Source organism: Streptomyces sp. NBC_00414 (assembly GCF_036038375.1).
Taxonomy (GTDB): Bacteria; Actinomycetota; Actinomycetes; order Streptomycetales; family Streptomycetaceae; genus Streptomyces.
Genome location: NZ_CP107935.1, coordinates 1,237,991 through 1,250,886, shown reverse-complemented (window position 1 = coordinate 1,250,886; position 12,896 = coordinate 1,237,991). Strand labels below are relative to the sequence as shown.

Sequence of the window (12,896 nt, the reverse complement as noted above, 5' to 3'; positions counted from 1 at the left end):
CCCGGATCGTCGACCGGTCTCAGCCGGCCGGCGTGTCGCACCGCACGCCCGGCGGGCAGAACCACAGCAGCGCCGTGTCCACGAGTTCCCGCTCGTCGTCCGGCCCGTCGGCGTCCGAGCCGTACGCGACCAGCGCGTACCGTTCGCCGTCGGCGGCCTCGAAGCGGTGGTCGATCACATGCCGGGTGCCGCCACCGCTGCCCTGCTCGCCCGCGACCTCGTCCGTGCGGTACTCGTGTTCGGCGGCCCGCCCCTCGTCGCCTGGGATCTCCGAGAGGGAGACCGGCTCGTACCCGTCGAGCTTCCTCGCCTCCGCCTGCGCCGCCTGCAACGACTCGTACGGGGAGGTCTCCAGGACCTGGAACACCTGGAGCCGCCGGGTGCCGTCCGTACTGCGGTAGTCGACCACGTCGATGCCGTACCGCGACGACCTGCTGTCACGCTCCCAGCCCGCCGGCAGCGCCACCCGGAAGCCCTCGACGTCCTGCTGGGACTCGTAGCCCGCGGGCAGCGACGCCGCCGACGTCCCGAGTGAGGCCTCGCCGGAGCCGGAATCGGAATCGGCGTCCGAGTCGGAGGACTGATCCGGTGGGACGCCGTCCGCGACCCCGCCCGAGGTCTCCTGCGCGGTGTCGGAACGGGTGGCGGCGGGGTCCCGGTAGGGCTCCGGCTCGTCCTTCCACGCCAGGGCCCAGACGCCGAAGGTGAGGCCGGCGACCGCGAGCACGATCGCCGTCTGCTGCCGGATGGCCTTCTGGCGCCGTACGTCGAGGTACTGGTCGGCGTGGAAGAGGCGTTCGCGCCGGGCCCCGGCCCATTCCTGCCGCTCGGTGTCGAACACCCTCATGCCGCGGTCCTCCCTGTCGCCGTCGCGCCGGTCATCCGAGGAGCTGGGCGATGCCCTGGACGACGGCTGTGGCCGAGGCGATCGCGCCCACGGCCGCGCCCTGCGATCCGAGCCAGCCCCGGACGCCCACCAGCAGCCGGGTGAGGCGCTCCGGGGGAGCCGCTCCGGTGCGGACGATCTCGCCCTCCGCGTCGGCCAGTTCTCCGTCGAGGGACATGTCCTCGGCGCTGCGCTCCCGCACGGGCAGGGCCTCGCGCAGGGCGCGAATGGCCTGGAGCAGCTCTTCGTGCGGCGGGGCGGCTTCGGCCGCGGTGCGGTTGACGGACGTCGCGTGTCCGTGGCTGCCGGTGGCGATCGAACCGCCGCTCATGGAGCCGATGTTCACGCTGCCGGAACCGCCGTCCTGCGCGGGCCGGCCGCCGGTGGGATGTCCTGTGTCGTTCATGTGCTGGTTCCTCGGGATCCGCTGGCCGGGTTTCGGGTCTTCGGGGTTATGCCTGCCGGCTTCCGGGCGCCGGCCTGTGGGCTCCGGGTTCGGTGTCTAGGCGCCGGTGCGCGGCGCTGTGCCGTTCGCCTGCGCGGGGGCGTTGTTGTGCGCGGTCGCGTTGCCGTGGCTGCCCGTGGCGACGGCGCCACCGGACATGTCCTGGACGAAGACGCTTCCGCCGCTGAGCTGGTAGACGTGCTGTTCGAACTGGTCGGTCCGGTAGCCGTGGGACCGGAGCGCCTCGCGCATGCCGTTCACGATGCGCTCCTGGACCGTCTTGACGTACCGGGTGACGTCCATCTCCTGAAAGGGCGAAAGACCGGTCGTGCTCGCCAGCTGACGCAGCGAGACGCGGGGCACGTCGGGTGTGGTCTCGCGGTCGGACCAGCCGGTGGTGATCTCCCCGACGATGGTCCTGAGCGCGCCGACAGCGGTGCTCACACCGGTCGCGGGACCGTTGCCCAGGGCACGCAGGGCACCGCCCGCCCAGGTCTCGGGCAGCTTGTCCACGAGGGCGTCCACATCCCCGAAGTCCTTGCGGACCGGGCCGAGCACGTACGGGACGACCTCCAGCACGAGCATGCCGCCCTGGGTGTGCACACGGACCAGGACGGTCACCACGACCTGTTCGTGCCAGGCGCCGATACGGACCCGCAGGAAGACGCGTCGTCCCTCGCCGCCCTCGTCGACGGCCTCCGCCAGATGGGCGGCGACCTGGACGGGGTCGTAGACGGACCGGCCCGCACCGTTCCGCTGTCCGGCCGCCTGTACGGCGTTCACGTCGGAGCTGCCGCCCAGGTGCAGTTCCTCGTCGCGGCCGACACCGCCCGGCAGGTAGACGAATCGGTCGATCTCCAGCTCGCGCAGCCGGTCCTTCCCGGTGAGCGCGGCGGCCTCGCGCAGCCGCACCAGCTGCGGCTCGATCATGGCGAGGGCGCCCTCGGCGGTGAGCGGGCCGCGGCTCTGGTGCGGAACCGGGGAGCCGTCGGGGGAGGGGGAACCGGCGTCCGGGGCGCCGGGCCCGGCCGGTGCCCCGGCGCGCCTGCGCAGTTCCATCGCGAAGGACCAGGCCCGGCGGGGCGCGCCCATCCCGACGAAGGGACTGTCCGGTTCGTAGAGCGTCAGCGCGGCCTTCTGCTCGCGGCTGACACTGGCGACCAGGTCCTCGTACAACGGGCCCGCGGGCAGGTCGGGCTGGGTCGTCCGCGGGAACGTCCAGCGTGACAGCCAGCGGCACAGGGCCCTGCGCCGGGTGGTCTCGTGCCACCAGGCGATCAGGGCGATGAGCAGCGGAAAGAGCAACGGGTAGGGCGTCTGTACGTCGCCGTCCAGCACCCCGGCCACGAACCAGCACCAGTAGGACAGGGCGAACAGCGCGGCGCACCCGGTCACCATGCGGCCGAAGCCGACGGTGGCCCGCGCCACCGGATCGGGCAGGCCCTCCCGGCGGCCCTGGGCGCTCTGCGTGCGCACGGAGTGGGCGAACCAGAGGCCGAGGGCGACGAACGCGTAGAACTGCGACCACGGCATGGGCATCCCGGCGGTCAGCCTGTCGTCGCCCGCGTAGAAGGCGGTGAACACGTCACCGAAGCCGACATCGGCCCCTTCGCCCCAGCGGTCGGCGACGCTGTCCCAGAACATCACCACGTCGGACAGCAGGAACCCGAGCCAGGCGGCCAGCATCAGCGCGGCGGTACGGGACTCCTGCCGGGTGGCCCGCACGGCGTGCGCCAGCACGGGCAGCACGTCGACCCCCAGCGGAGGGGCCACGGGGCGCTCCTGGTGCACCACCAGTTCGTCGATGACCCGCCGCCGGAAGCCGACGTCCTGGTACGTGCCGGCGCACAGCAGCCGGGTCGCCTCCGTGCGGTGGTACGGATGTTCCGGGAGGCTCACTCCGGCCACGTCGCTCCTCTGTCCCTGGGGTGCAGGAGAAGGAAGCTAGTGGACGAGGAACCCTGCCCGTCCGGTCGGTCCGTACGTGCCCTTCTTTAGGATGAAAGGCATCTTTTCCGCTGGACAGACCGCACCTCGGATGCGCCCAGGCAGGTGGCCGCAGGCAGGTGTCAGAGGACGGCGGCGACCTCGAAACCGGCTTCCGCGATGGCGGCGCAGATCTTCGACCCGTCGAACGCCTCGCCCGTCACGGTCACCGCTCCGGTCTCGATGTCGATGCGCACGCTGTCCACGCCGGGGACTCCGCCGACCTTGGACCCGACCTTGTCGGCACAGCGGCCACAGGTCATACCCACGACGTGGTAACGCTGTTCGGTCATTGATCCCTCGTCTCTTCCCGGCGCGCACATGCTGTGGGAGCGGTCCCGGGAAGTCATACGCGCCTGCCGACGGAGGCGTTCAGCAAGATCCCATCCGGCGCGGCGCGCCCGCACCTAACCCTGTGCCGCCGTGTCCGGCAGTGCGCGGTTCAGGATCTCGGTCAGGTCGGCGGAGGCGGGGAGTGTGCCGAAGGAGTGCCCCCAGTCGCCGCCGAGCCGGGTCGCGCAGAAGGCGTCGGCGACCGCCTCCGGTGCGTGCCGGACCAGGAGGGAGCCCTGCAGTGTCAGTGCCGTCAGTTCCACCAGCCGGCGGGCGCCCGCTTCGAGGCCTCCCCGATCACGCAGGTCGTGGAGCTGGTCCTTGAGCCGGATGACGGCGGCGTCCAGCCGGGCGTCGGCGCCGTCTGCCAGGGCGAGCTCGGCGAACAGGGCGTCGGCGGTCTCCGGCGACCGGCCGAGAGCGCGCAGCACATCGAGGGCGTTGACGTTCCCCGATCCCTCCCAGATGGAGAGCAGGGGGGCCTCGCGGTAGTGGCGGGGCATGCCCGACTCCTCCACGTAGCCGTTTCCGCCGAGGCATTCCAGGGCCTCGGCGGTGAAGGCAGGGCCCCGCTTGGTGACCCAGTACTTGCCGACGGCGGTGGCGATCCGGCGGAAGGCCGCCTCCTGGGCGTCACCGCGGATCGCGCGGTCGGCCGCGCCCGCGAGCCGCAGGGTGAGCGTCGTGGCGGCCTCCGACTCCAGCGCGAGGTCGGCCAGTACGTTGCGCATGAGAGGCTGGTCGATCAGCGGCGCGCCGAAGGCACTCCGGTGCTTCGTGTGATGGCCTGCCTCGACGAGGGTCTTGCGCATCAGCGTCGCGCTCATCATCACGCAGTCGAGGCGGGTGCAGTTGACCATCTCGATGATCGTCTTGACGCCCTGTCCCTCGGGACCGACGAGCCAGGCGACCGTGTTGTCGAACTCCGGTTCCGAGGACGCGTTGGAGCGGTTGCCCAGCTTGTCCTTGAGCCGCTGGATGCGGAACGTGTTGCGGCTGCCGTCGGGCAGGATCCGCGGCACGAGGAAGCAGGACAGACCGCCGGGCGCCCGGGCGAGGACCAGGAACACGTCGCACATCGGGGCGGACGTGAACCACTTGTGGCCGCGCAGTGTGTACACGCCCGGCTCCGTGGTCGGCGAGGCGGCCGTCGTGTTGGTACGGACGTCCGAGCCGCCCTGCTTCTCGGTCATGCCCATGCCTGCCAGCAGCCCGCCCTTCTCGCCCGGGACGCGCAGTTCCGGGTCGTAGACGCGGCTGACCAGCAGGGGTTCGTACACCGCGGCCAGCTCGGGCTGCTTCCTCAGGGCGGGTACGGCCGCGTAGGTCATCGAGGTGGGGCAGCCGTGGCCGGCCTCCGTGTGGCCCCAGACCAGTCCGCCTGCCGTGCGGACCACATGGGCGCCGGGCCGGTCGTCGGCCCAGGGCGCGGCGGCCAGGCCCTCGGCGACCGCGGTGCCCATCAGCCGGTGCCAGCTCGGATGGAACTCGACCTCGTCGACCCGATTGCCGAAGCGGTCGTGCGTACGCAGCTCCGGCTCGTGCCGGTTGGCCTGCTCGCCCCACTCCTGGGCCTCCTCGGCACCCGCCACGCGGCCCAGCCTGCGGAGATCCCCCTCGGCCCAGCCCGCGCCCTCGCGGCGGAGCCCCTCCAGCAGGGCCGTGTCGTCGGCGGCGTCGTACGGAGCCAGCAAGGGGGCCTGGTTGGTGACGTCGTGCGTGGCGGACTGTTCCGGCGCGAGTATCGGGACCATGTCGGCAGTGTTGCACTATTTCTGCGGTCGCAGCAATGACGTAACAGGCTAGCTTTTCGGCCGGTGCGCCGCCTGCGTGCGAGGGGGGCGCGGCCCTGCGGGCCCGGCACCGGCACACTGCGCTCCGGATCACGGACCGGGCACAATGACCTCCATGACGTCCATGCGGATGAACGGGCCCCGGCCGTCGGCCGCCCCCGAACTGCGCCCGCTGTCCGCACGATCGGTCGTCCTCAGCGTCCTCCTGGCCGTGCACCCTCCCGAGCTTCCGGTGCGGGACCTGATCCACGGCGTGGCGCCCTTCGGCATCGCGGGCTCGACCCTGCGGGCCGCCCTCAGCCGGATGGTGACGGCGGGCGATCTGCGGCGCGCCGACGGCGTCTACCGGCTCAGCGAACGGCTCCTGGAACGGCAGCGCCGCCAGGACGAGGCCGTGCACCCCAGTACCCGGGCCTGGGACGGATCATGGGAGACCGTCGTGGTCACCGCGACCGGCCGTGGCCCCGCCGAACGAGCCGAACTGCGTACCGCGTTGTCGGGCCTGCGCCTCGCGGAACTGCGCGAGGGGGTGTGGCTCAGGCCGGCCAACCTGCGACGCCCGTGGCCCGGCGCTCTGACGGACCTCACCGAGCGGTTCACCGCGCAACCTGAACAGGACCCGCGCGCCCTGGCCGGGAGCCTCTGGCCGCTCCAAGGCTGGGCCGACACCGCCGACTCCCTGCTGGCGCACGTGGCCCGCACCGCACACCCGGCCGACCGCTTCGCCGCCTTCGCGGCCGTCGTACGGCACCTGGTCACCGATCCGGTCCTGCCCGGCGAACTCCTCCCGGCGCACTGGCCGGCACCGGCCCTGCGGGCCGTCTACACCGACTACCGGGCCGAGGTGCTGGCGGCGCTGTGAGGTTGTCCGGTGGCGACGAGTCCGCGGCTCCTCCTTGCCGAGGGATGTCCAGAGGCCAGGGATGTCCGAGGAGCACGGATGTCCAAGGGCCAGGGATGCCCAGGGCGGCCAGGGTTTCCAGAGGGAGCATCCCGGGGCGTCCCCGGAGTTCACGGCTCCGATTCCCGGGTCGCGTTCCGCGGTTCCCGGCGCATGTCCTGCGGTTCCTGGGGCGTGTCCCGCGGTTCCTGGGGTGTCTCCTCCGTGGCCGGTTCGGTACGGCGTGCGGCGATCTCGGCCACCGCCGCGGACAGTTGCTGCCGCAGGGCCTCGGGCAGCGGGTCGCCCGTGACGGCGGTCACCGTGCCCTCGGCGAGGTGATGCAGCTTGATGTTGGCGTTCTGAGAGACCGTGACCAACACGCTCCACGCGTCCTCGGGGCTCAGCCCGAACGATGCCATCAGGACACCGCGGGCCAGATCGATGACCGGCCGCGTCTGCATGGCGCGCTTCAACTGGACCACTTCGACGCGCAGTTCCCGCTCGGCGTCGACGGTGCCGACGGCGTCGGTGGCGTCACCGGACAACGCTTTCTCCTCCGTGGTGCTGGGTTCCGTGGTGCCGTGTTCCGCGCCGGGGCGCGGGTTTCGATTCCGGGGAGCGATGCCATGGTCGGCAACGCTCTCGGGCGTGAACAGTGACGAGGTGTCCGAGAGCGCGAGCAGCCGCTCGACGGCGGGGCCCGCGGACCGTATGACGAGCGTCTTGCCGTCCGTCAGCGCGCGCCGACGGACGCGCAGCAGGACGTTGAGCCCGGAGCAGTCGCAGAAGTCGACTCCGCCCAGGTCGAGATCCACACCGCGCACCGAGGCGGCGAGCGCCTCGCGCAGGGCGTGCCGCAGCCCCTGGCAGGTGTCCATGTCGATCTCGCCGGCCGCCACGACGGTCATCCGCCCACCGGTGCGGTGTGTCCCGATCTTCAGGGATGTCGGGCTGTGCCCTCGCGTGGGACCGGGCGGCCCTCCGCGGTGGGCCCCGCGCGAGTCCCCTACCTGCGCAGAAAGCATGGGTTCCGACATGGCAGCCGCTCCCCGGACATCCACCGTCACTGTCTCCTCCAGGTTCCGCCCCGATCTTTCACACGTCAATAGATACATGAAAAATATTTCACCCTTTGGTTTGCGTGAATGACAGGTCGTATGCTGGGCGGCATGGGTGAAGTACCTGAGACACATTCCGGCTGGACGTTCCTCACCAACCACGCGCGGGTGCTGGCCGCGATCGCCGAGGACCAGAACACCCGCATCCGGGACATCGCAGCGCGCTGCCGGCTGACCGAGCGTGCCGTGCAGAAGATCATTTCCGACCTGGAACAGGGTGGTTATCTCACTCACACCAGGCAGGGGCGCACCAACGAGTACCGGATCGAGCCGGGGACGATCCTGCGTCACCCGGCCGACGCCGGTCTGACCGTCGCGGGTCTGCTGTCGCTGCTGGACCAGCACGACACGGAGCGCGACGTGAGACCTCAGACGCTGCAGCCGGCCTCCGTCCACGAGCAGGACACCTCCGCCGACGAGTGACGTCGGTTCCACCCGTACGGGGGACGGGCCGCGGCAGGGTTTCCGGGTGCCGCCGCGGGGGACCCGGCACCCGTCAGCGACAAACAGCGGCAACATGACGCGGACCCTGCTCCAAGGGGCAGGGCGCAGAAGGAATGTGAGGAGTCGTGAGCGCGTACGGCAGCACGCAGGACATCGTTCGTCGCCCCGAGACCGGCTGGGCGCAGGCCCGTCGGCGCCGGGTGGGCGGCGTGCGCATCCACCTCTCGGCGACGGCCGACAGGGATTCCCGCCGCACTTCGGCGGAACCGGAGGGGAACATCGTCAGGGGCGAGGACTGACCGACGGCAAGGACCGAACAACGGCGGCCGTCCCGGGGCCGTCCGAGGGCGGGATGATCGACTGGTGGGGGTGGGAACCCGGAGCTAACGTCGGTGTAGCGAGCGTCTGACCCCAGACCTCGCCAGGACACAGGCCAAAGCCATGACGGGTTCACACGCGACACCTTCCGACACTGCCAAGTCCCCGGAGCGGGGCCACGGCAGCGGAATCGCACTCCTCGTCATCGCCTCGTGCCAGTTGATGGTGGTCCTCGACATCACCATCGTGAACATCGCCCTCCCGCACATCCAGAGTTCCCTCGGCTTCTCGACCGAGAACCTGTCGTGGGTGATCAACGCCTACACACTGACGTTCGGCGGTCTGCTCCTGCTGGGCGGGCGGCTGGGCGACATCCTCGGCCGCCGCAGAGTCTTCGTCTTCGGCGTACTGCTCTTCGTGCTGGCCTCTCTGCTGGGCGGACTCTCCCAGGAGTCCTGGCAGTTGCTCGCGGCGCGCTGCCTCCAGGGCGTCGGCGGTGCCATCGCCTCGCCGACCGCCCTGTCGCTGATCACCACGACGTTCCGCGAAGGCCCCGAGCGGAACAGGGCCTTCGGAGTGTTCGCCGCGGTCTCGGCCGGCGGCAGCGCGATCGGCCTGCTCGCGGGTGGTCTGCTCGTGGAGTGGCTCGACTGGCGCTGGGTCCTGTACGTCAACATCCCCATCGGCCTGCTGATCGCGCTCGCGACGCCCCGCTACATCCGGGAGTCCGAACGGATGCCGGGCCACTTCGACATCCTCGGCGCGCTCACCTCCACCATCGGCATGGTGCTGCTCGTCTACGGGTTCATCCGCGCCTCCGAGGAGGGCTGGAGCGACGGGCTGACCGTCGGGGCCTTCATCGCGGCTGTCGTGTTCCTCGCCGCGTTCATCTTCGTCGAGAGCCGGTCGAAGCAGCCCATCACCCCGCTGTGGATGTTCCGCGACCGCAACCGCGCCGGCGTCTACGCGATCATGCTGAGCCTGGCCGCGGCGATGTTCGGCATGTTCTTCTTCCTGACGCTCTTCGTGCAGAACGTCCTCGGCTTCAGCCCGCTGCGGGCCGGCCTCGCCTTCCTGCCGATCAGCGCCATCATCGCGTTGGGCGCCGGAATCGCCTCGCAACTGCTGCCCAGATGGGGTCCCAAGCCGTTCATGACGGTGGGCGCGATCCTGTCGGCCGTCGGACTCGCCTGGCTGACCCTGACCGAGGTCGACAGCACGTACGCGGGCAGCATCCTCGGACCGATGCTGGTCTTCGGCTTCGGCATGGGGCTGAACTTCGTGTCGCTGACGCTGATGGCGGTGTCGGGCGTGGCGCCCCAGGAAGCGGGAGCGGCCTCCGGAATCCTCAACGCCACCCAGCAGGTGGGCGGTTCGCTCGGACTGTCCGTACTGGTCACCGTCTTCGGCACGGCCAGTCGCAACGAGGCCACCGACCAGGTCCGCGAGTTCATGGCGGAGGCGACCCCCGCCCAGCGCCTCCAGTTCCGCAGGACCGGCGAACTCCCGTCTCCGTGGAGCGACCAGGTGCTGACGTCGGGCATTTCGAGCGCCTTCGTCGTCGCAGCGATCTTCGCCGTCGCGGCGGCCCTGGTGGCACTGCTCGTCATCCAGGTACGCCCCGGCGACCTGGAGCGTCTCCAGGGGAACGGCGAGCACTAGCCGGACAGGGAACGGCGAGCGCAGGCCTGACGGGGAACGGCGGGCACCAGCACCCGTTCGGCCCCGGGGGAACTCGGCTCAGGAGAGCGGCTGTTCGGTCCAGATGACCTTGCCCGCGGGTGTGTAGCGGGTGCCCCAGCGGTCGGTGAGCTGGGCGACGAGGAACAGACCACGTCCGCCCTCGTCCGTCGTGGCCGCGTACCGCAGATGCGGTGAGGTGTTGCTGCCGTCGAAGACCTCGCAGATCAGACTGCGGTCGAGGAGCATACGGACCTCGATGGGGCCGTTGCCGTACCGGATCGCGTTGGTGACCAGCTCACTGAGGATCAGCTCCGTCGTGAACGCCATCTCGTCCAGGCCCCACTCCGTCAGCTGCCGGGTCACCGAGGCGCGCACCTCGCCGACGGCCGCGGGGTCGGACGGCACCCGCCACTCGGCGATACGGTCGGCGCCGAGCGCGCGGGTGCCCGCGACGATCAGGGCGATGTCGTCGCTCGGGCGGGGCGGGAGCAGGGCCTCCAGGACGGCCTGGCAGGTGTCCTCCGGGGACCGGTCGGCCCCGGTGAGAGCGGTCCGCAGGAGTTCGAGGCCGACGTCGATGTCCCTTTCCCGGTCCTCGACGAGCCCGTCCGTGTAGAGGACCAGCCTGCTGCCCTCCTCCAGCTTGAGCTCGGCCGTCTCGAAGGGGAGACCGCCCAGACCGAGCGGCGGCCCGGCGGGCACCTCGGGGAAGTCGACCTGGCCGTCCGGGCGGATCACCACGGGTGGCGGATGGCCGGCCCTGGCCACGGTGCACTGCCGGGTGGTCGGGTCGTAGACGGCGTACAGGCAGGTGGCGCCGGTGATCGCGGCGCTGCCGTCCTCCGTCGCCTCGTCCTGGTCGATACGGCCGACCAGTTCGTCCAGGAGCCCCAGCAGTTCGTCCGGCGGCAGGTCCAGCGAGGAGAAGTTGTGGACCGCGGTACGCAGCCGTCCCATGGTGGCCGCCGCGTGCAGGCCGTGGCCCACCACGTCGCCGACCACCAGGGCGACCCGGGCGCCGGACAGCGGCAGCACGTCGAACCAGTCGCCGCCCACCCCCGCCTGGGCGGGAAGGTAGCGGTAGGCGATGTCCAGGGCGCTCTGCTCGGGCAGGTTGCGGGGGAGCAGACTGCGCTGCAGGGTCTCGGCCATGGTGTGCTCGCGTGTGTAGCGGCGCGCGTTGTCGATGGAGACCGCGGCCCGGGCGACCAGCTCCTCGGCGAGGGCCAGCTCCTCGTCGTCGAACGGCTCGGGCTTCTCGGAGCGCCAGAAGTTCGCCACACCCATGACGAGGTGCCCCGCCCGCAGGGGGACCGTGATCAGCGAGTGGATCCCGTACTCCACGACCTGTGCGGTGCGCTCCAGGTCCTGGGCGAGCCAGCCGTGCGCCTCCTTGAGCGCGGGAGCCACCACGGCCTCGCCGGTGCCGAGGCTGTGCGCCTGCGGTGTGGAGGCGACGAATCCGATCCGCTCGCCCACCGGGTACAGGGGCGCGTCCTTGCGGATCCCGCTGAGCGCCGTACGGCGCAGGGAGGTGCCCGCGTCCGGCTCCTCGCCGCTCAGCACGGCCTCGGCCAGATCCACCGTGGCGAAGTCCGCGAAGCGCGGGACGGCCACCTCCGCCAGTTCCTCGGCGGTGCGGGTCACGTCCAGGGTCGTGCCGATGCCCACTCCGGCGTCGTACAGGAGCTTGAGGTGTTCCCGGGCCACCTCGGCCCTGCCCGACAGCGCGCGCAGCTCGGTCGAGTCGCGGAGCGTGGCGACACTGCCCGCCGGGCCGCCCTTGAGATCCGTGGGCCGCTGGTTGATGGCCAGCAGCCGGTCACCGACCAGGCGTACCTCGTCCGTGACGACGTGGCCCGAGGCCAGCAGTTCGGCGGTGCCCGTGTCCAGGCCGAGTTCGAGGACATGGCGGCCCTCGGCGTCCTCCGGGAGGTCCAGCAGGCGGTGTGCCTCGTCGTTCGCGAGCAGCAGCCGGCCCTCGCCGCCGACGATGAGCACTCCCTCCCGGACGGCGTGCAGCACCGCGTCGTGGTGCTCGTACATCCGGGTCATCTCGAACGGTCCCAGACCGTGGGTCTGGCGCATCAGCCGTCGGCTCACCAGGGCCGTGCCCCCGAGGGCCAGCGCGAGGGCCGCGCCTGCGGCGGTCAGCAGGAGGGGCATCTGCCGGTCCCCGACGCCTCCCACGTTCTCGGTCGTGATGCCCGCCGACACCAGGCCGACGACCTTGCCGTCGTCCGCCTTGACGGGCACCACGGCCTGCACCAGCGGTCCGATGGTCCCCGTGATCTCCTCGGTGAAGGCCTTGCCGGCCAGCGCCGGGCCGAGGGTCCCGACGAACTTCTTGCCGATCCGGTCGGGCTTGGGGTGGGTGTAGCGGACACCGTCGGTGTTCATCACCACGACGAAGTCGACCTTGGACCCCACGCGGGCCGCCTCGGCGCGCGGCTGGAGGACGGCCGTGGGATCGGGGGCGCTCAGCGCCTCGCGGGTGCCCGGAGCGTTGGCGAACGTCTCGGCGACGGCCAGGGAGCGGTTCCGCGCCTCCTCCGTGCTGTCGTGGCGGACCTGCAGGACCAGCGCCACCGCCGCGGCCACGACCAGCAGCAGCACGATCACCACTTGCAGCAGGAAAACCTGGCCCGCGACGCTGCGTCCGCTCAGCGCCGACCGCACCCCCGCGGACCCGGGCGAGGAGCCGCCTGTCTGTGCCCCCTGCCGACCGAGCGGCCGGTGCGGCGTCCGGTGTGTCCGCTGCCCGTGCGCTCGGCGGGGACGGTCACGTCTGCGGCGCGCGCGCAGGCCGTTGAGGCGGGAGGTCGACCGGGCCCAGGATCGACCCAAGAATCGGACCATATGCTCATGTCTACACTGCCGGGAGCCAGGAGGCGAGGGGCGCCCGTGGTGTGACGGACGAAGCTCAGGCCCATGTGGCTCAGACCTTTGGCGGAAACCGGCCGAAGGTGGGGCAGGGAAGCGCCGGACACGGGCCGGAAACGGGCCG

At 71.4% G+C, this 12,896-nt stretch carries 11 protein-coding genes; 4 read left to right on the top strand and 7 right to left on the bottom strand.

All coding sequences use genetic code 11. The features are described from left to right. Positions 1 to 19: 19 nt before the first annotated feature. From OHS59_RS05495 to OHS59_RS05475, 5 genes are all read right to left on the bottom strand, one after another. A complete protein-coding gene (locus OHS59_RS05495; RefSeq protein WP_328492261.1) occupies positions 20 to 847 on the bottom strand; it encodes a hypothetical protein in 828 nt (275 codons plus the stop codon). 31 nt (positions 848 to 878) lie between these two features. Then, positions 879 to 1,292, bottom strand: coding sequence for a hypothetical protein (locus tag OHS59_RS05490; RefSeq protein ID WP_328492260.1), 414 nt, complete (start codon positions 1,290 to 1,292; stop codon positions 879 to 881). Between the two features lie 96 nt (positions 1,293 to 1,388). Further along, positions 1,389 to 3,239, bottom strand: coding sequence for a hypothetical protein (locus OHS59_RS05485; RefSeq protein ID WP_328492259.1), 1,851 nt, complete (start codon positions 3,237 to 3,239; stop codon positions 1,389 to 1,391). A 161-nt stretch (positions 3,240 to 3,400) separates the two neighbouring features. Beyond that, entirely contained in the window at positions 3,401 to 3,610 is a 210-nt protein-coding gene (locus OHS59_RS05480; protein WP_328492258.1) for a heavy-metal-associated domain-containing protein, read from the bottom strand. Positions 3,611 to 3,724: 114 nt separating this feature from the next. Next, complete coding sequence (locus OHS59_RS05475; protein WP_328492257.1) at positions 3,725 to 5,404, bottom strand: DNA alkylation response protein; 1,680 nt, start codon at positions 5,402 to 5,404, stop codon at positions 3,725 to 3,727. A gap of 163 nt (positions 5,405 to 5,567) precedes the next feature. Here OHS59_RS05475 and OHS59_RS05470 point away from each other — a divergent pair, with 163 nt between their 5' ends. Beyond that, positions 5,568 to 6,305: a PaaX family transcriptional regulator C-terminal domain-containing protein gene (locus tag OHS59_RS05470; RefSeq protein ID WP_328499061.1), complete on the top strand. Its 738-nt coding sequence runs from the start codon at positions 5,568 to 5,570 to the stop codon at positions 6,303 to 6,305. A gap of 149 nt (positions 6,306 to 6,454) precedes the next feature. Here the strand turns inward: OHS59_RS05470 and OHS59_RS05465 are convergent, their stop codons facing one another. After that, positions 6,455 to 7,351, bottom strand: coding sequence for an STAS domain-containing protein (locus OHS59_RS05465; protein ID WP_443061614.1), 897 nt, complete (start codon positions 7,349 to 7,351; stop codon positions 6,455 to 6,457). Between the two features lie 144 nt (positions 7,352 to 7,495). Between OHS59_RS05465 and OHS59_RS05460 the strand changes: the two genes are divergently transcribed. The 3 genes from OHS59_RS05460 (at position 7,496) to OHS59_RS05450 (ending at position 9,868) form a co-directional block, all read left to right on the top strand. Then, complete coding sequence (locus tag OHS59_RS05460; RefSeq protein WP_328492256.1) at positions 7,496 to 7,867, top strand: helix-turn-helix transcriptional regulator; 372 nt, start codon at positions 7,496 to 7,498, stop codon at positions 7,865 to 7,867. Between the two features lie 146 nt (positions 7,868 to 8,013). Next, positions 8,014 to 8,187, top strand: coding sequence for a hypothetical protein (locus tag OHS59_RS05455; RefSeq protein WP_328492255.1), 174 nt, complete (start codon positions 8,014 to 8,016; stop codon positions 8,185 to 8,187). 142 nt (positions 8,188 to 8,329) lie between these two features. After that, positions 8,330 to 9,868, top strand: a complete 1,539-nt coding sequence (locus tag OHS59_RS05450) for an MFS transporter (RefSeq protein WP_328492254.1) — start codon at positions 8,330 to 8,332, stop codon at positions 9,866 to 9,868. 78 nt (positions 9,869 to 9,946) lie between these two features. Here OHS59_RS05450 and OHS59_RS05445 read toward each other — a convergent pair whose 3' ends face one another. Further along, complete coding sequence (locus OHS59_RS05445) at positions 9,947 to 12,748, bottom strand: SpoIIE family protein phosphatase (RefSeq protein WP_328492253.1); 2,802 nt, start codon at positions 12,746 to 12,748, stop codon at positions 9,947 to 9,949. Between the last annotated feature and the right edge of the window lie 148 nt (positions 12,749 to 12,896).

Excerpts from the sequence above, each read along its gene's own strand:
- OHS59_RS05490 (WP_328492260.1), bottom strand. The coding sequence starts at position 1,292 with ATGAACGACACAGGACATCCCACCGGCGGCCGGCCCGCGCAGGACGGC.
- OHS59_RS05495 (WP_328492261.1), bottom strand. The coding sequence starts at position 847 with ATGAGGGTGTTCGACACCGAGCGGCAGGAATGGGCCGGGGCCCGGCGC.
- OHS59_RS05470 (WP_328499061.1), top strand. The coding sequence starts at position 5,568 with ATGCGGATGAACGGGCCCCGGCCGTCGGCCGCCCCCGAACTGCGCCCG.
- OHS59_RS05480 (WP_328492258.1), bottom strand. The coding sequence starts at position 3,610 with ATGACCGAACAGCGTTACCACGTCGTGGGTATGACCTGTGGCCGCTGT.
- OHS59_RS05445 (WP_328492253.1), bottom strand. The coding sequence starts at position 12,748 with ATGGTCCGATTCTTGGGTCGATCCTGGGCCCGGTCGACCTCCCGCCTC.
- OHS59_RS05475 (WP_328492257.1), bottom strand. The coding sequence starts at position 5,404 with ATGGTCCCGATACTCGCGCCGGAACAGTCCGCCACGCACGACGTCACC.
- OHS59_RS05450 (WP_328492254.1), top strand. The coding sequence starts at position 8,330 with ATGACGGGTTCACACGCGACACCTTCCGACACTGCCAAGTCCCCGGAG.
- OHS59_RS05465 (WP_443061614.1), bottom strand. The coding sequence starts at position 7,351 with ATGCTTTCTGCGCAGGTAGGGGACTCGCGCGGGGCCCACCGCGGAGGG.
- OHS59_RS05460 (WP_328492256.1), top strand. The coding sequence starts at position 7,496 with ATGGGTGAAGTACCTGAGACACATTCCGGCTGGACGTTCCTCACCAAC.